Consider the following 17,413-nt stretch of genomic DNA (forward strand, 5'->3'; position numbering starts at 1 on the left):
TCACACGCTCAAGTAGGCACGCCGCGCGGCCTCGTCGGCGATCAGTTCGCGCATGCTGCCCTCGAAGCGGATCTGGCCTTTCTCGAGCACATAGGCGCGGTCGGCCACCAGGGCGGCAAAATGCAGGTTCTGCTCCGACAACAGAATGCTGGCGCCCAGGGATTTCAGGCGCAGGATCATCTGCGCCATCTGCTCGACGATGACCGGCGCCACCCCTTCCGAAGGCTCGTCCAGCAGCACCAGATAAGGATTGCCCATCAGCGTGCGCGCCACCGCCAGCATCTGCTGCTCGCCGCCGCTCATCTGGCCGCCCAGCCGCCGCGGCATGGCGCCCAGGTTGGGAAACAAGGCGTAGAGGTCCTGCGGCTGCCAATTCGGCGCCGCGCCGCCATCCGGCCAGCGGCGCGGCGGCTGGCGGCCCATATCGAGGTTCTCCTCCACGCTCAGGTCCGTGAAAATGCGCCTGTCCTCGGGCACATAGCCCAGGCCCAGGCGCGCCACCTCATACGGCGCGAGCGGAGCAATATCCCTGCCCATGAAACGCAGCTCGCCGCGCCGCCGCGCGACCAGGCCCATGATGCTCTTGATCGTGGTGGACTTTCCCGCGCCATTGCGTCCCATCAGGGCCACCACTTCGCCGCGGCCGACCTGCAGGTCGACACCGAACAGGATGTGGGCCGCGCCATACCAGGCATCGAGCCCGCGCACCGAAAGCAAGGGCGTATTCACTGGCCGTCCCCCGCGGCTTCGAACGTCCGGCCGGTGCCGAAATACACCTCCTGCACCTTGGGATGCTGGCGGATTTCCTCGGCCTGTCCCTGGGCGATGAGCCGCCCGCGCGCCAGCACGATCATGCGGTCGGCATAGGCGAAGACCACGTCCATGCTGTGTTCGGTGAAAAGCACGGCCAGGCCGCGCTCCACGACAAGGCGCTTGGTCAGCGCCATCAAGGCCTGCCGCTCGCCCGGCGCCATGCCGGCCGTGGGCTCGTCCATCAGCAGCAGCTTGGGGTCGCCGCCCAGCGCGATGGCCAGTTCGACCCGTTTGACGTCGCCATAGGCCAACTCGCTGCAAGGACGGTCGGCCTGCTCGGCCATGCCCACCTGGGCCAGCAAGTCCAGCGCCTCGCCGCGGTAGCGCCTGGCGGCCGCCCGCCCGAAGGCAAAGACCTGGCCATGATGCGACAGCAGCGCCATCTGCACATTCTCGGCGACCGTGAGCGAGGCAAACGTGGCGGCGACCTGGAAGGTGCGCCCCACGCCCAGCCGGCAGATCTCGCGCGGCTTGCGGCCAAGCAGTTCCTGCCCGTCCAGGCATACCGACCCGGCGCTTGCGCGCAGCTGCCCGCCCACCAGGTTGAACAGGGTGGACTTGCCCGCGCCGTTGGGCCCGATCAAGGCCAGGAGCTCGCCGGCCCGCAGATCGAAACTCACGCCGTCGACCGCGCGCACGCCCCCAAAGGCCACCGCCAGGTCACGCACCCGCAGCATCATGGCCGCGCCCCCTGCCCGCGCCGCGCCAGCTGGCCGCAGAACCCGGCGATGCCCTGCGGGAAGGCCAGGACCAGCAGCAGGATGATGCCGCCGAACAGCGCCCGCCAATATTCCGTGGCGCGCATCACGTAATCCTGGAGAAAGGTGAAGCTGGCCGCCCCCACGATGGGGCCCGCCAGGGATTGCACCCCGCCCAGCAGCACCATGACCAGGCCATCGACCGACTTGCCCACGGCCATGACGTCCGGCGAAATACTGCCCTTGGAAAACGCGAAAAGCGCGCCGGCCAGCCCGCCGAACAGGCCGGCCACGACGAAGGCGGCCCACTGCACCCGCCTGACGTCGATGCCGATGGCCTCGGCGCGCAGGGCCGAATCGCGCGCGGCGCGCAAGGCGTAGCCGAAAGGTGAAAACAGGATGTGGCGCAAGGCCCACAGCGACAGCCCGGCCAGCGCCAGGACGGCATAGTAGAAGGCCGTGCCGGACAGCCAATCGGCCGGCCAGACGCCGACCATGCCGTTCGAGCCGCCCGTGAAGGCATCCCACTGGAAGACCACCGACCACACGATTTGCGAGAATGCCAGGGTCAGCATGGCGAGGTAGACGCCGGACAGGCGCACGCAGAACCAGCCGAAGACCAGGGCGCCCAGGCCCGCGGCCAACGGCGCGAACAGGAGCGCCGCCTCCATTGGCAAGGCGGCGGCCTTGAGCAGCAGCGCCGCGCCGTAGGCGCCCAGCCCGAAATAGGCGGCGTGGCCGAAGGAATGCATGCCGCCCGGCCCCATGATGAAGTGCAGGCTGGCGGCAAACAGCACGGCGATCAGGACGTCCTGGGCCAGCACCACCGCGTAGGGCAGCGCCTGGGCCGCCAGCGGCAACAGCGCCAGGACGGCCAGCACGGCGGCAAAGACGGCCAGCATGCGCGGCGAGGCGAAGGCCAGCGGCGCCTCCACCGGCCCGGCGCCACGGCCGGCCGCCTGCGGCTTGCCGAACAGCCCCCAGGGCCGCACGACCAGCACCGCGGCCATGAACAAAAACTCCACCACCAGCGTCAGCTTGGAAAACGACAGGCTGATGCCCAGCCATTGCACCGTGCCCAGGCCGATGCACAAGGCCTTGATCTCGGCGATCAGCAGGGCCGCCACGTAGGCGCCCGGCAGCGACCCCATCCCGCCCACCACGACGACGACGAAAGCATCGCCGATGATGCGCAGGTCCAGGCTCAGGCTGGCCGGTTCGCGCGGCAGCTGCAGCGCGCCGCCCAGGCCGGCCAGCATGGCGCCCAGCGCGAACACGCCCGTGAATAGCCAAGCCTGGTTCACCCCCAGGGCGCCGAGCATTTCCCTGTCCTGCGAGGCCGCGCGCAACCGCCGTCCCCAGCGGCTGCGGGTCAAAAGCAGCCACAACAGCCCCAACACCACGGGGCCGATCACCATCAGGACCAGGTTGTAGACGGGATAGCGCCGGCCCAGCAGGTCGACCGCCCCGCTCAAGCCCGGCGCCCGCGGGCCCAGCAGGTCCTCCGCGCCCCAGAGCCAGAGCGCGGCGTCATTGATGACCAGCACCAGGGCGAAGGTCGCCAGCAGCTGGAAGAGCTCCGGCGCGCGGTAAATGCGGCGCAGCAGGAAAATCTCGATCAGCGCGCCCAGGGCCCCCACGGCCAAGGCGGCGGCCAGCACCCCGAACCAGAAGCCCAGCGCGCCGCCGCCAATGCGCTCGACCAGGGCATAGGCCACATACACGCCCAGCATATAAAGCGAGCCGTGCGCGAAATTGACCAGCCGCGTGACCCCGAAGATCAGCGACAGCCCGGCCGCCACCAGAAACAGCGAAGACGCCTCGGCCAGTCCGTTGAGCAGCTGCGCCAGGAAACCCGTTACATCCATGGGCTTTGCCGCGGCCTCAGTCCGCCCGGCGCAACTTGCGCACTTCGTCGTCCGGCGGCATCACCGCGGCGCCATCCACATAGCGGAAGTCCGTCATGATGCCTTTGCCGTCCTTATAGGCCAGCCGGCCCACATAGGCGCCCATGGTGGACTGATGGTCCAAGGCCCGGTACTCGATCGGGCCGAAAGGGATGGTGAGTTTCAGGCCGGCGAAGGCCTTGATCATGGCCTCGGTATCGGTCGAACCCGCGCGGCGCATGCCCTCGGCCAGCGACTTGATGGCGCTATAGCCCACCACGGACCCCAGGCGCGGATAATCGTGGAACTTGGCCTCATAGGCCTTCAGGAAAGCCTGGTGCTCGGGCGTGTCGATGAACTGCCAGGGGTAGCCGGTGACGATCCAGCCTTCGGGCGTCTCGTCGCGGAAGGTGTCCAGATACTCCGGCTCGCCGGTCAGCACACTGACCACCGGCCTGTCCTTGAACAGCCCGCGCGTGGTTCCTTCGCGCACGAACTTCGTCACGTCGGTGGCGAACAGCACATTGAAAATGGCATCCGGCCTGGCATCGGCCAGGGCCTGGGCCACGCTGCCCGCGTCCACCTTGCCCAGCGGCACGGCCTGTTCGGTCACGAACTCGATGTCTGGCTGCGCGGCCTTCATCAGCGTCTTGAACGTGCCGACGGCCGACTGGCCGTACTCATAATTGGGATAGACGATGGCCCAGCGCTTTTTCTTCAGCTTCAGGGCCTCGGGCACCAGCATCGCCACCTGCATATAGGTCGAGGTGCGCAGGCGGTAGGTATAGCGGTTACCGTCCTGCCAGACGATCTTGTCGGTCAGCGGCTCGCTGGCCAGGAAGAACACCTTTTTCTGGCGGGCGAAATCGCTCAAGGCCAGGCCAATATGCGACAGGAAAGAGCCGGTCAGCACATCGACCTTCTCGCGCGAGAACAGCTCTTCGGCCGCGCGCACGGCGTCGCCTGGATTGGCGTTGTCGTCGCGGATCACCAGTTCGAGCGGCTTGCCGCCGATGCCGCCGGCCGCGTTGACCTCGTCCACCGCCAGCTGCATGCCTTTTTTATACGGCTCCAGAAAAGCGGGCTGCGCCTTGTAGCTGTTGATCTCGCCGATCCGGATCGTGCCCTGCGCGGCCGCGGCCGCGCCCAGGGCCGTCAAGCCCGCTGCCATCAGCAGCCGGACGCCGCCCAAGCAAACCTTCATGATATTCCCCATCGTGATTGTGATGCGCGCCGCCGCGCGAGCCACAGAGTACACCGAGGCGCGGCCCTCAGGCGAGCGGGGCCTGTCCCCGAGCCCGGTACCACTGCGCAAAGGCCTCGGCCCGCAAAGGCGGGGACACCAGGAAACCCTGGACATAGGCCACGTCGCGCGCGCGCAGATAGTCCATCTGCGCCTGCTCGCTCACCCCCTCGGCGACCACCGCCAGGTCCAGGCGCTTGGCCAGCGCCAGGATGAGGTCCAGGATGGGTGTCTCCGGTTCGGGACCGGTGATCGCCTCGATGAAAAGCTTGTCTATCTTCAGGTAATCCACCGGAAACTGCTGTAGATAAGACAAAGAACAATAGCCGGCGCCAAAGTCGTCGATGGCAATGCGCACCCCGGCCGCCCGCATGCTGCGGATATGGTGCTGCACCCGGCCGGTGTCTTCGACCAGGCTGCGCTCGGTCAACTCCAGCACCAATTGCGGCGCGCTGGGCGCGACCTGTTCGGCGAAGGCCTCGATATCATCGACAAAGTCGTCGCGCCGCAGGTGTTCGGCCGCCACGTTCACGCTCAGGTGGAAACCGGGCGGCACGGCCATCAACGGCAAGTCACGCTCGATCAGGCGCAGCGCATGGCGTGTCAGGGCGACGATGGTGCCCTCGGCCTCGGCCGCTGCGATGAACACCTCCGGACTGACCGCCCCCACCCCCGGCCGTTCCCAGCGCATCAAGGCTTCGGCGCCTTCGCAGCGCCCGCTCAAGGTGTCATAGAGGGGCTGGTATTCCATATGGAATTCGCCAGCGCGCATGCCCCGGTGTATCTGGTCCCGGAAGGCCATGCGCTGCATTTGCAGACGATGCACCGCCCAGGCCATCAGGCCGCCCAGCACCAGCGCCATCGGCAGGAAGACCAGCAGCAAGCGCCGCCATTCCTGCAGCACCTGCGTGCTCGGCAAGGACACCTCGATGACGACGGGCACGCTCTCCGACGTGAAGGCCTCGCGGGCGCTCACGGAGCCGTAGTCGCGCGGCACGAAGGTCGAGTCGCGGGCCGGACGGCTGGTCAGCATCATGCCGCCATCGATCTTCAGTTCGATACGGTGGTTGTTCAAGGCCGCCACCGAATCCAGCAGATCCTGCAGATACTGGCTGTCGACGACCGCCATCGCGTGGCGTTCGCCCGGGCCCGCCGCGCCGGCCAGCAAGGCCGGGCGTCCCTGCATGAGCGGGGTGCCGTCGACCAGCCGCAGCCAGCGCCCGGGCGGGATGTCGGAGGGCCATTCGTACACGGCGCCGCGCGGCAAGGTGATGAGCGAAGCGCAATACACCCGCCGCCCCTCGAACAGGGCCAGGGAGCGGAAATACGGCCGCATGCTCATGATGCGCGACAGGATGGGCTGGGCATCGCCGCAGTCTTCGTGCAATAGCGGCCCCATGGTGTCGACCGCCACCCAGGCCTCGCGCAAAATGCGCTCGATATGGTTGCGGCTGATGCTGGCCTCGGTCTGCGCCTGCGTCAGGCTCAGCCGCTGCGCGCCCGCCCAGGTGAGCGCCAGGCAGGCCACCAGGGGCAGCAGCAGGGCCGCCGCCAACGGGATATAGCGCCAATACCTGCCACGCTGGACGGTCAAATCGGCGTTTTGCAATCTTCGGTACCGCCCCTGTTTCTGGATCACATTGCCTTGTGGCTCCAGCGTACCCGAGTTTTGGGCGTTCAGGCTTGTTCGCGCCGGCGCGAAAACAGCCAACCCAGGAAAACCAGGCTGCCCGCGCCCAGCAGCCCGGCCGCCGCGTAATAGACCGGCCGCGCGCGGCTGGCATGCTCGGCATGCAGACCGGCGCGCGCGATTGCCTTCGCGTCGGCGCCGGCGGCCAGCGGCGCCGGGTCCAGCGGCGCCACGATATAGGCAAAGGCGAGCAACACCCCGCCCAGCAAGACCAGGAAAAGCGCGCCCCACCCCAGGCCGGCCACCCGCGGCGCCCGCGCGGGCTTGGCGGACTTGGCGGCGCTTTTGCCGGTTTTGGCGGTTTTGACCGGCTTGGCGGATTTGGCGGGTTTGCCGCCTTGCGGGCTTTTCTCGGCGCGCGGCTCGCGCAGGCGCCGCCATAGGCCGGGCGCACCCGCGGCCAGCCCCAGGGCCACGGTCGCGCCCATCAGCGCGGCGGCCGACACATGGCTGTTGCCCGCCAGCCAATCAGCCTGCCCGCCAACCAGCGCGCTGCGCCCCAGCCAAGCATGCAAGGCATGGCCGCTGGCATAACAGGCGGCCAGCGCCGCGACGACCGACACAAACACCAGAACGCCGCTGGCCAGGTCCTGCTGACGCTCGGTCTCGAAAGTCTGCACGGCGCGCCGCACCAGCGCCAGGCATAGACCCGCCAGCGCCAGCAATATCGCGGCCGTGATCCAGGCCAAGGAAAAACCATACACAAAGCGCGCCAAGGCGACCGTCATCGAAGAAACCATTCCGTTCATGGGCGACGCTCGTTCTGGCGCCCATTGCCAATCAAATCAGAGGCTTATTTACCATAATTAAAGTCAAAAATCTAAGAAATCACCTGAAATACATGCGCTGGCGGCGCACACGGCGCGGCCGCGCCGCCCTTGCCCGCGCGGGCGCTCTCCCCTAGAATTGAACGATTCCCATTAACATTTCATACGGCGGCCTCGCGACGCCCCCGCCATGCCTGCCGCTTCCCCGCCCGCGCCTGCCGACAAACAGTTCAGCCTCCTCTACGCCGAACATCATGGCTGGCTCTGCCACTGGCTGCAGCGCCGGCTGGGCGACCACGGCGCGGCGGCCGACCTGGCCCAGGACACCTTTCTCAACGTCCTGGCAGGCCAGGCCGCCGACATCCGCGAGCCCCGCCCCTTCCTGGCGACCATTGCGCGCCGCCTGCTGGTGCACCAGCACCGTCGCGAACAGCTCGAAACCGCCTATATGCAGGCCTTGGCCGCCCTGCCGGCCGAGCATGCGCCGCCGCCCGAAGCCCACCTGGCCGCCCTGCAAGCCCTGCGCGCGCTGGACCGCGCGCTCGACGGCTTGCCGGCCAAGGCCAGGGACGCCTTTCTGCTGGCCCACATCGAATTGCTGTCCTATGCCGACATCGCCGCTCGCCTGCGAGTGTCCGCCAGTTCGGTCAAGCAATACCTGAGACGGGCCAACCGGCAGTGCTTCTACGCGCTGGCCGGCTGACCATGGCTCCGCCCTTCTCCCGCCGCCGGGCCGATGCCGCCGCCGACTGGCTCACCCTGCTGATGTCCGAAGAAGCCAGCGAAGCCGACCGGCAGCGCTGGCGGCAATGGCGCGCCGCCCATCCCGAAAACGACCTTGCCTGGCGACATATCGAGTCCATCGTCGGCCAGTTGCGCCAGCTGCCCGCCGAAGCCGCCATGCAAGCCATGCGCGCCCCCGCCTCCCGCCGCAAGGCGCTGCGTCTACTGGCCGGTGCCGGCATGGCCGGCACGGCCGTCCTGCTGGCGCGCCATGGCGACCTATGGCAGGGGCTGGCGGCCGACTACCGCAGCGCCACCGGCCAGCAGCGCCGTCTTGAGCTGCCGGATGGCACACGCCTGTTGCTGAATACAGCGACCGCCGTGGACGTGCATTTCACCGCCGCCGGGCGCGCTGTCATGCTGCGCTATGGCGAAGTGGCCATCGAAACCGGCCATGCCGACGGCCGCCCCTTCGTGCTGCGCACCGCCGACGGCGAGGTCCGTCCGCTCGGTACGCGCTTCACCGTGCGCGCCGGCCCGGCCGGCACGGCGGTCGCCGTCCAGGAAGGCGCGGTGGCGCTGGAGCCCCGCCAAGGCCCGTCGCTCGCGCTCAACGCCGGCCAGGCCGCCTTGTTGCGCGCCTGGGGCGCGGAGCGGCCACGCGCGGCCAACGCCCAGGACGACGCCTGGACGCGCGGCCAGCTGATGGCGGCCGACACGCGGCTGGCGGACTTTCTCGCCGATCTCGGCCGCTACCGCGCCGGGTGGCTGCGCTGCCACCCGGCCGTGGCGGATCTGCGCTTTTCCGGCGTCTATCCGCTGGCCGACACGGAGCGCGTGCTGCGGGCGCTGGAGCAGGCCCTGCCCATCCGGCTGCTCAGGCGCACCCGCTATTGGGTCAGCGCCGAACCCCTGGATTGATTTTTTTGCGGAAAAACCTGCCCGATTCTTCCGCTCAAGCCACCTAGCTCCTGATACCGCGCGCCTGGCGCGCACTTTGATCAGGACTGCCCATGCCCGATGCTTCCCTGCCTTTTTCCCGCCGGCTGGCCACCGCGCTGTACGCCGCCGCGCTGCTCGTCACGGCGCCGCCGGGCGCCTTGGCGCAATCCGCCCCGGAGCCGGCCGCCATCGGTTTCGATGTTCCGGCCGGCGACCTCGCGCCCGCCCTGCGCGCGCTGGCCAGCCAGGCCGGCATCATGCTGACCTTCACGCCCGAACAGACCGCGGGCAAGACCACCGCGGGTCTGAAAGGCCGCTACGGCATCGAAGAAGCCTTCGCCCGCCTGCTCGCCGGCAGCCAGCTGCAGGCCACGCGCCAGTCCGCCGGCGGCTACATCCTGCGCGCCGCCGAGGCCGCCACGCTGTCGGCCATCCGGATCACCGGCAATGCCGCCGAACCGCCCTCGCAAGACACGGGCGCCTATACAGCGGGCAGCAGCAAGGGCGCCACCGGGCTGTCGCTGTCGCTGCGCGAGACGCCGCAATCGGTGTCCATCATCACGCGCCAGCAGATGAGCGACTTCCAGCTCAACAACATCAACCAGGTGCTGGACGCCACGCCCGGCGTGGTGGTCGAGCGCGTGGAAACCGACCGAAGCTATTACACGGCGCGCGGCTTCAACATCACCACGTTCCAGGAAGACGGCATCGGCGCGCCCTTCGCCCATGGCCTGGTGGCCGGAGATCTGGACAGCGCCATCTACGACCGCGTCGAGGTCGTGCGCGGCGCCAACGGCCTGCTCTCCAATACCGGCAACCCATCGGCCATCGTCAACTTCGTGCGCAAACGGCCGGCAGAGGCCTTCCAGGCCTCGGCCGGGCTGTCGCTGGGGTCCTGGAACACCCGCCGCCTGGAGGCCGATGTCTCCAGCCCGCTGAACGCCTCGGGCAGCGTGCGCGGCCGCGTGGTGGCCGTCGGCCAGGACGGCGACTCCTACCTGGACCGCTACCACAGCGACAAGCGGACGCTTTATGCGATCTTCGAGGCCGACGTGAGCGAGCGCGACACGCTGTCGGCCGGCTATACCTATGAAAAGAACAAGACCCGCGGCCAGCTATGGGGCGGCCTGCCACTCTACGACAGCGCGGGCATGCCCACGCATTACGGCCGCTCGACCAATACGGCGGCCGACTGGAGCCGCTGGAACACCGAGACCCAGAGCGCCTTTGTCCAGGCCGTGCACCGCTTCGACAATGACTGGCAGGCCCAGGCCGTCTACACCCATCGCGAGATCCGCTGGGATGGCCGGCTGTTTTCGGTGTTCGGCCTGCCCGATCCGGTCACCGGCCTGGGGGTCAGCGGACTGCCCGGCAGCTATGACACCCGCAACCGCCAAGACTTGGTCGATGTGCGCGCCAGCGGCCCCTTCGACTTCCTCGGACGCCGCCACGAAGCCATCGTGGGCCTGAACTACGCGATCTCGCGCGTCCAGGGGCAGTCATGGAATGCCGACCCCATCGCCCTGCCCCCGCTGCAGGCCTGGGACGGCGACGTGGCCGAGCCGGCGTTCGACCAGGATGGGGGCGACGCCCGCTTCATCGACCGCCAGCGCGCCGTGTATGCGGCCCTGCGGCTGTCGCTGACCGACCGCCTGACCGTGATCGGGGGGCTCAACGCCCTGCAGGCCCGCTCCAGCGGCCAGAACTATGGCACCAAGCGCGACAAGTCCGATAGCGAAACCACGCCTTATGCCGGCCTGGTCTACGACATCAATGACTGGCTCAGCGCCTACGCCAGCTACACCGAGATCTTCACCCCGCAAAGCGAGGTCAACGCCCAATTCCAGCAGCTCGAACCCGTGCGCGGCCGCAGCTACGAGGCCGGCCTGAAAGCGCAGATCTTCGAGGACATGCTGGCCACCCTCAGCTTCTTCAAGGCCAAGCAGAGCAATCTGGCGAACTTCATCGGCATGTCGGGCGACCTCGCCCTCTACGATGGCACCGACGTCAAGTCCCAGGGGGTGGAGCTGGAACTGGCCGGCAGCCTGACCGAACGCCTGCAGCTGGTGGCCGGCTATACGCGCTTGTCGCTGCAGGACGCCCATGGCGCCTATACCCGCCCCTATACGCCGCGGGAAATGTTCCGGCTGTCGGCCACGTACCGGGTTCCCGGCCTGGAGGGACTGAAACTGGGCGCCAGCCTGAACTGGCGCTCGCGCACCTACAACGAGGGCAACGCCCTGCCCGGGGTGCGCATCGCCCAGCCCGCCTATGCCCTGCTCAACCTCATGGCGCGCTATGACATCAGCCGGCAGGTCTTCGTGGCCGTCAACGTCAACAACGTGACCGACAAGAAGGCCCTCACCAGCCGCTATTGGGCCGACCAGGGCTATTACGGCGCGCCGCGCAATGTGCTGGTGTCATTGAACTGGAAGTATTGACTGGCGGCCCCCAGGGCCCTAGAAAAGCAGTGGCGCGGCCACCGCGCCCGCTCCCGCGCCAAAGCCCAGCAAGGCCAGCACATCGCGCTTCTCACAGCCCTGGGCGCGCGCGCCCAGGGCCGCGAGCCCGCAGGTCGCGGCAAGAATCACCAGACACAAGGCCAATCCGGACATGACAGACTCCAGTCGTCCCGCCCCGCGGCGGGTGTGGTTGAGGAATGAGGATGATGCGGCCCGGCTCAGGGCACCTGGCGCGCCTGCACCTGGGCGATGCGGCGGCCATCCAGGCGCTTGACCTCGAACTCCCAGTCGCGCCAGCGCACGCGCACGCCCGCCTCGGGCAGGCTGCCCGCGGCGCGCAGCACGCAGCCGGCCAAGGTGGCATCGTCGGCGTAGTCCTGGCCCAGCTGCGGCGCGCCCATGATGCGCGCGGCCTCCGGCGTGGCCAGCCGGCCGTCCAGCAGCCAGGAGCCGTCGGCCATGCGCGCCGCGCCCGTGACGGTCTCGCCCGAGTGCTCGGGCAGATCGCCGGCCACCGCGGTCAGCAGATCCATGGGCGTCACCAGGCCCTCGCACACGCCATGTTCGTCGACCACGATCAACAGGTGGTCGCGCGACTCGCGCATGACCTCCAGCAGCTTGATCACCGGCACCGTCTCGGGCACGTAATGCGGCTCCTGCGCCAGCTCGACCAGGTCCACCGCCCCCGGTGCGCGCAAGGGGCCCAGCACATCCTTGAAGTGCAGCACGCCCACCACATTGGCCGGATCACCGTCACACAAAGGCAGGCGCGAGTGGCCCGAAGCAAACTTGTCCAGCACGGTCTGGGCGTCGTCCCGCACGTCCAGCCACACCATCTCGCCGCGCGGCACCATGATGCTGCGCAAATCGCGCTGCCCCATGGACAGCACCCCCTCGATCAGGCTGCTCTCCTCGGGGGCGAACGCCGCCTCCTCGTCGCCGGCGGCCTGCGGCTCGTCGGGCGCGCCATTGCCATCCTGGCCGCCGGCCCGCAGCAGCTTGAGCACCATGCGCGCCGTGCGCTCGCGGCGGCCCAGCCCATGCTCATCGCGCTGGCGGTTGCGCTGCGCCAGCTGGTTGAAAAGCTCGATAAGGATGGAAAAACCGATGGCGGCATAGAGATAGCCCTTCGGGATATCGAAGCCCAGGCCTTCGGCCACCAGGCTGAAACCGATCATCAGCAGCAGGCCCAGGCAGAGGATGACCACCGTCGGGTGGCGCCCCACAAAGGCCATCAGCGGGCGGCTGGCCAGCATCATCACCGCCATGGCGACGATCACCGCGGTCATCATGATGCTCAGGTCTTGCACCATGCCCACCGCCGTGATGACCGAGTCCAGCGAGAACACGGCATCCAGCACCACGATCTGGGCAATCACCTGCCAGAACACCGCGTACTGCTGGCGGCCGCCGGTGGCATGCGCGCGCCCCTCCACCCGCTCATGCAGCTCCATCGTGCCCTTGAACAGCAGGAACAGGCCGCCCAGGATCAGGATCAGGTCGCGCCCGGAGATCTCCGCGCCCAGCACGCTGAACAGCGGCTGGGTCAGGGTCACCACCCAGGCAATGCTGGCCAGCAAGCCCAGGCGCATGAGCAGGGCCAGGGTCAGACCCAGCATGCGCGCCCGGTTGCGCTGGTGCGCGGGCAGCTTGTCGGCCAAGATGGCGATGAACACCAGGTTGTCGATGCCCAGCACGATCTCCAGCACGATCAGGGTAGCCAGGCCCACCCAGGCCGTGGGGTCGGACATCCAGTCAAACAGCATCGACTTTCCTCAAGCGAAAAACGCCCGCGGTCTCATGGCGAGACGCGGGCTCATGACAAAACGGAAGCGGCCGCGAAGGGCGGCGGGAGATGAAACGTCCGCAAAGGGACAAAGGAGCGCGGCACAGGCCGCGCCTAGACGGAGGCTCTTCGGTCATAGGGAGGGAAGGCGGACCGGCGGTCAGCCTTCCCGGAAATCTGACAGGAACCTGAATCATACCAAAATCCGGACATCCACCAAGCCGACGGCTAAGGCGCCTTGCCCGCCGAAATATCCATGATCATCCTGGCCGTCAGATAGAGCCGAGGCACGATGGTCTGCGTGTCGACGTACTCGGCATCGTTGGAGTGCGCGCCGAAACCGCTCAGGCCGAAGCCCTCGATGACCGGCCCGCGCGCCTTGAGCTGGGCAAACGCCGCATCCGTGCCGCCGCCCGTGGCGCGGTCCAGCACCTTCATGGGCAAGCCCAGCTCCTCGTAGATGGACACGCCATGGCGGGCCAGCGCCCGCGATGCCTCGGTGGCCTCCAGCGGCGGACGCCGCACCTCGAACTTGAGCTCGACCTTGGCCTCGGGCAGCAACCGGTTGCGGATCTTCTCCTCCATGGCCTTCTGCAGCGCGTCGAAATCCGCCACGCGCAGCGCCCGGGCATCGGCCTGGGCCGTGGCCTGCCCGGGAATCACATTGCGATTGCCGCCCGCCTGGGCCACGGTCCAGTTCAGCTTCAGGCCCTGCTCCGGCCGGGATAGATCCTTCATCTGCAGGACCTGATGCGCCAATTCATAAAGCGCGTTCACACCGCCCTCAGGCCGCGCTCCGGCATGCGACGTCTTGCCCTGCACCGTCAGATAGGCCGCGCCAATACCGCTGGTGGCCAGGCGCAGGTCGCCGGCGCTGCCTCCGCCTTCAAAGGAAAACACGGCATCCTGGTCGGCCGCCAGCCGCGTAATGGTGGCGCGCGCTCCCGGCGAACTGATCTCCTCGTCCCCGTTCACCAGGACGGTCAGCGTGCCATAGTCCTGGTAGTCCAGCGCGCGCAGCAGCGCCAGCGCATGGATGATCAGCGCCACACCCTGCTTGTCGTCGGCGATGCCCAGACCGTAGGCGCGCTTGCCGTCGACCCGGAAGGGCTGGTCCTTGAGCATGCCGTCGCGGTACACCGTGTCCATGTGCGCGATCAGCATGATCTTCTTCTGGCCACGCCCCTTGAAAACCGCCTGGACCATGGGGCCGGTCTCCTCGGGCGTGTCGTCCATCCGGAACACCTCGCCGGGCGGCAGCACCTGCACCTGCCCGCCCTGCGCCCGCAGCCCCTCGGCCACCCGCTCGGCGATCCGCTTGACGCCATGCACGTCCCGGCTGCCGGATTCAATGTTCACCAGGTCGCGCAAGGTGTCCAACAGCCCTTGCTCCTGCGCCCGCGCCGCCTCCAGGACCGGCCCCACCGGTCCGGCCATCGCGGGCCCGCCCGCCAGGAGCGCGGCGGCCAAGGCCAGCCGCCACCCCGTTCTTACCGCTCGCGTCATGCTCTTGCTCCTCTGCATCTGCCTGTTGCTGGACAACCGCCCTCTTGCTCGCGCGCCTGGTCAGAACGCGCCGACGCGCCAGCATCCGGGGCGGCACGGTATGCCAAAGGACAGGCTCGCCCGCCTGTCCTACTCATTGGGGTCTGCCACACTGTCTGCCGCGCCATGGGGCACGTCAAGCCCCCGCGCCGGGCCGCGCTCTAAAGTTGCGCGGGTGGAGGACGTTAACGGCGTAATACGTTGTTGCGAAAAGAGCCCGCCATTTTGCATAGGATCAGTCTTGGATCGCGGCGTTGCCGATAGAACCCCAAGATTTATCTGATAGTTTGCGAGATCAGGGGCAACGATATCGGTAATTAACACGCATCGGGCCTGGATATTTTCTGGATTCGCCGCAGGGCGACCGCTTTATCGTTATGGCATTGTCGGGTCCCTCCAACGAGGCGCAGCCCCGTTGTCGACAATATACGGGACATGACCTTGGAAATTTGTGTTCAACCGGATATAAAAACAGATATAAATCGAAGGAATTCTGTCCTGGGCGGCCCCGAGAGGGAGCCGGCAGCAATGCATGCCCCGCGCCACAACAGCGCGTCTCCCCATGCTTTCGCCCCCACTGATAGTCACTATTTCGTATGAAACAGCCGGCCGTCCTCGTGATCGAAGACCATCCCGTGCAGCGGCTGGTCATAGTCCGAGCCCTTGAAATGCTCGGGTATACCCGTATCTTGCAGGCCCCGGAGGGCTACGAGGCGCTCGAGCAGCTCAAGCGGCATGGCGCCGCCGACATCGTGATCTGCGACGTCCGCACGCCGGGTATGGATGGCACCCAGTTCCTGCGCGAGGCCAGCCAGCGCAATCTCGTCAAGTCCGTCATCCTGAGCAGCGACGTCTCCAGCGACCTCACCGCGGCCATCCTGCACATGGCCAGCCTCTCCGGCATACAGGTGTTGGGCGACCTGGGCAAACCCCTCAAGCTCAGCCGCCTGGAGTCCCTGCTGCGCCGCTATGAGGCTGACGCGGCGGCCGCGCCGGGCCATGCGGAGGCGCCCGACCACGAGCCGCCTAGCGCCGAAGAGATCCGCCGCGGCCTGGACCGCGGCGAGTTCATTCCCTACTACCAGCCCAAGTTCGATGTGCGCACGCTGCAGCCGGCCGGCGCCGAGGTGCTCGCCCGCTGGAACCACCCTGACCGCGGCTTGCTCTCGCCGTCCTATTTCATCGAGGCGGTCAAGCACTGCGACGAACTCGACCGCATGACCTGGGCGCTGGCCGACCAGGCCATGGCGCAGACCGCCCGGTCGGTGCTGATGGGCCGGGGCGCCAGTCTGGCGCTCAACGTCGAGACCTGCCAACTGGGCAGCGCCCAGTTGATGACCGATCTCATCGCCGCCCTGGAGCGCCATGCGCTGCCGGCCACCGCGCTCACCATCGAAGTCACCGAAACCGGCCTGCTGTCGGTGCAGGCCGCCACGCTGGAAACCCTGGTGCGCCTGAGGCTGCTGGGCTGCACAGTTTCCATCGACGACTTCGGGACGGGGTTTTCTTCCATGGAGCGGCTCTGCAATCTGCCGTTCAACCAGCTCAAGATAGACGCCTCCTTCGTCCGTCGCCTGCCGGGCGATGCGCGCAGCGAAAGCGTGATCGCCGCCACGCTCTCCTTGGCCGAAAGCCTGGGCATCACCGTCGTGGCCGAAGGCATCGAAACCCCGGACCAACGCAACGCCCTGCTCGATATGCGCTGCGCCCTTGGTCAAGGCTATTGGTATGCGCGCCCCATGTCCGGCGACGAATACGAGTCCTGGCTGTTCAATCCCATGGTGGCCAACACCTGAGCGGCCTGAGCACGGCGAGGCTCCCGCAACCGGCTGCCAAGCTAGTCCGGTTGGCCCCTGCTCGCGGTTATATCGTCTTATTCGATATTTCCTGGCGGCCGACTCGGCTCGTCCGGCGAAACTGACACAGTACGCGACATCCGACAGCCGCATCAGATAAGACTAAAAGAACAGGGCTGGTCTGAGAACCTAGACTTGCCCTTGGAGCACACACTTAAACCAGTCTGATTTTTATTGGGTTCACCGTGACGTGCATTCTCGCAACATGCGGTATCCAAAAAGCAGAATATGCTCTAACTTGTCGCTGACCCTATAGCTTTAGATGCTTATCTTTCAATGTAATCGCCGCCACGCGAAAAAAGCGCCCCTGGCTGACTACAGCTTTTCAAACATAATAACGATCATTACAACTGAAGATTTGTGAGGTAGCGCACGGCCATGCAAAAGCTACTGATTATTGATGATCATCCCGTCATCCGCTATGCAGTAAAAGGTTTGATGGAGAAGGAAGGTTTCGAGGTTGTGGGCGAAACCGACAATGGTCTGGACGGCATCACCATGGCGCGGGAATTGCTGCCCAATCTGGTCATCCTGGATATCGGGATTCCCAAGCTGGACGGCCTGGAAGTGCTGACGCGCCTGCAAGCCCTCGGATTGCCCATGCATGTGCTTATCCTCACCGGCCAGCAACCGGCGCTTTTTGCCCGCCGTTGCCTGAACGCCGGCGCCGCCGGCTTTGTCTCCAAGCATGGCAACCTACAAGAGGTCGTGGATGCCGCCAAGGCGGTGGTCGCCGGGTACACCTATTTTCCGAAAACCACGCTCACCGATATACGCGGCGTCGAGAATCAAGACGACGCCATGATGATTTCTTCGTTGTCCAACCGCGAGCTGGCGGTGCTCCAGTTATTGGCGCAAGGCCTCACCAATAAAGATATCGCCGACAGCATGTTCTTGAGCAATAAGACCATCAGCACCTACAAGACCCGCTTGCTGCAGAAACTGAACGCCACCACGCTGGTCGAACTGATCGACATGGCCAAGCGCAACAACCTCGGATAA

14 protein-coding genes are annotated in these 17,413 nt (G+C 66.9%); 5 read left to right on the forward strand and 9 right to left on the reverse strand.

The window, feature by feature from the left end:
* The 6 genes from AXA74_RS16240 to AXA74_RS16265 all read right to left on the reverse strand — a co-directional run bounded on the left by AXA74_RS16240 (position 1) and on the right by AXA74_RS16265 (position 7,079).
* On the reverse strand, positions 1-729 hold the full coding sequence (locus AXA74_RS16240; protein ID WP_032962687.1) for an ABC transporter ATP-binding protein: 729 nt from the start codon (positions 727-729) through the stop codon (positions 1-3).
* On the reverse strand, positions 726-1,490 hold the full coding sequence (locus AXA74_RS16245; RefSeq protein WP_032956101.1) for an ABC transporter ATP-binding protein: 765 nt from the start codon (positions 1,488-1,490) through the stop codon (positions 726-728). Before AXA74_RS16245 ends, AXA74_RS16240 begins: the two co-directional genes overlap by 4 nt.
* Positions 1,490-3,379 (reverse strand): ABC transporter permease, encoded by a 1,890-nt coding sequence (locus tag AXA74_RS16250; RefSeq protein ID WP_029580898.1) that lies wholly within the window; start codon positions 3,377-3,379, stop codon positions 1,490-1,492. The genes AXA74_RS16245 and AXA74_RS16250 overlap by 1 nt, the downstream gene beginning before the upstream one ends.
* 16 nt (positions 3,380-3,395) lie before the next feature.
* Positions 3,396-4,601 carry an ABC transporter substrate-binding protein gene (locus AXA74_RS16255; RefSeq protein ID WP_029580897.1) on the reverse strand — a complete coding sequence of 402 codons (1,206 nt, stop codon included), beginning with the start codon at positions 4,599-4,601 and terminating at the stop codon, positions 3,396-3,398.
* Between the two features lie 67 nt (positions 4,602-4,668).
* Positions 4,669-6,234, reverse strand: coding sequence for an EAL domain-containing protein (locus AXA74_RS16260; RefSeq protein ID WP_032962751.1), 1,566 nt, complete (start codon positions 6,232-6,234; stop codon positions 4,669-4,671).
* Between the two features lie 83 nt (positions 6,235-6,317).
* Positions 6,318-7,079 carry a hypothetical protein gene (locus tag AXA74_RS16265; protein WP_230588816.1) on the reverse strand — a complete coding sequence of 254 codons (762 nt, stop codon included), beginning with the start codon at positions 7,077-7,079 and terminating at the stop codon, positions 6,318-6,320.
* Positions 7,080-7,287: 208 nt separating this feature from the next.
* Here AXA74_RS16265 and AXA74_RS16270 point away from each other — a divergent pair, with 208 nt between their 5' ends.
* The 3 genes from AXA74_RS16270 (at position 7,288) to AXA74_RS16280 (ending at position 11,203) form a co-directional block, all read left to right on the forward strand.
* The gene (locus AXA74_RS16270) at positions 7,288-7,800 is read left to right on the forward strand and encodes a sigma-70 family RNA polymerase sigma factor (protein ID WP_032978478.1); all 513 of its coding nucleotides are present in this window, start codon (positions 7,288-7,290) and stop codon (positions 7,798-7,800) included.
* A gap of 2 nt (positions 7,801-7,802) precedes the next feature.
* Complete coding sequence (locus AXA74_RS16275) at positions 7,803-8,741, forward strand: FecR domain-containing protein (RefSeq protein WP_032978475.1); 939 nt, start codon at positions 7,803-7,805, stop codon at positions 8,739-8,741.
* Between the two features lie 92 nt (positions 8,742-8,833).
* On the forward strand, positions 8,834-11,203 hold the full coding sequence (locus AXA74_RS16280) for a TonB-dependent siderophore receptor (protein ID WP_051593927.1): 2,370 nt from the start codon (positions 8,834-8,836) through the stop codon (positions 11,201-11,203).
* Between the two features lie 18 nt (positions 11,204-11,221).
* On the opposite strand, the gene AXA74_RS24250 is transcribed toward AXA74_RS16280, so the two are convergent.
* The 3 genes from AXA74_RS24250 to AXA74_RS16290 all read right to left on the reverse strand — a co-directional run bounded on the left by AXA74_RS24250 (position 11,222) and on the right by AXA74_RS16290 (position 14,516).
* Entirely contained in the window at positions 11,222-11,377 is a 156-nt protein-coding gene (locus tag AXA74_RS24250) for a hypothetical protein (protein ID WP_155271746.1), read from the reverse strand.
* 65 nt (positions 11,378-11,442) lie between these two features.
* Positions 11,443-12,990, reverse strand: coding sequence for a TerC family protein (locus AXA74_RS16285; RefSeq protein WP_029580891.1), 1,548 nt, complete (start codon positions 12,988-12,990; stop codon positions 11,443-11,445).
* Between the two features lie 248 nt (positions 12,991-13,238).
* On the reverse strand, positions 13,239-14,516 hold the full coding sequence (locus tag AXA74_RS16290; protein WP_095075200.1) for a M20/M25/M40 family metallo-hydrolase: 1,278 nt from the start codon (positions 14,514-14,516) through the stop codon (positions 13,239-13,241).
* A gap of 635 nt (positions 14,517-15,151) precedes the next feature.
* Between AXA74_RS16290 and AXA74_RS16295 the strand changes: the two genes are divergently transcribed.
* Both AXA74_RS16295 and bvgA read left to right on the forward strand, forming a co-directional pair.
* Positions 15,152-16,351, forward strand: coding sequence for an EAL domain-containing response regulator (locus tag AXA74_RS16295; protein WP_029580889.1), 1,200 nt, complete (start codon positions 15,152-15,154; stop codon positions 16,349-16,351).
* Between the two features lie 438 nt (positions 16,352-16,789).
* Positions 16,790-17,413 (forward strand): virulence response regulator transcription factor BvgA, encoded by a 624-nt coding sequence (gene bvgA / locus AXA74_RS16300; RefSeq protein WP_029580888.1) that lies wholly within the window; start codon positions 16,790-16,792, stop codon positions 17,411-17,413.

Origin of the sequence: Bordetella hinzii LMG 13501 (assembly GCF_001548475.1) — a bacterium.
In the GTDB taxonomy this organism is placed as follows: Bacteria; Pseudomonadota; Gammaproteobacteria; order Burkholderiales; family Burkholderiaceae_B; genus Bordetella; species Bordetella hinzii.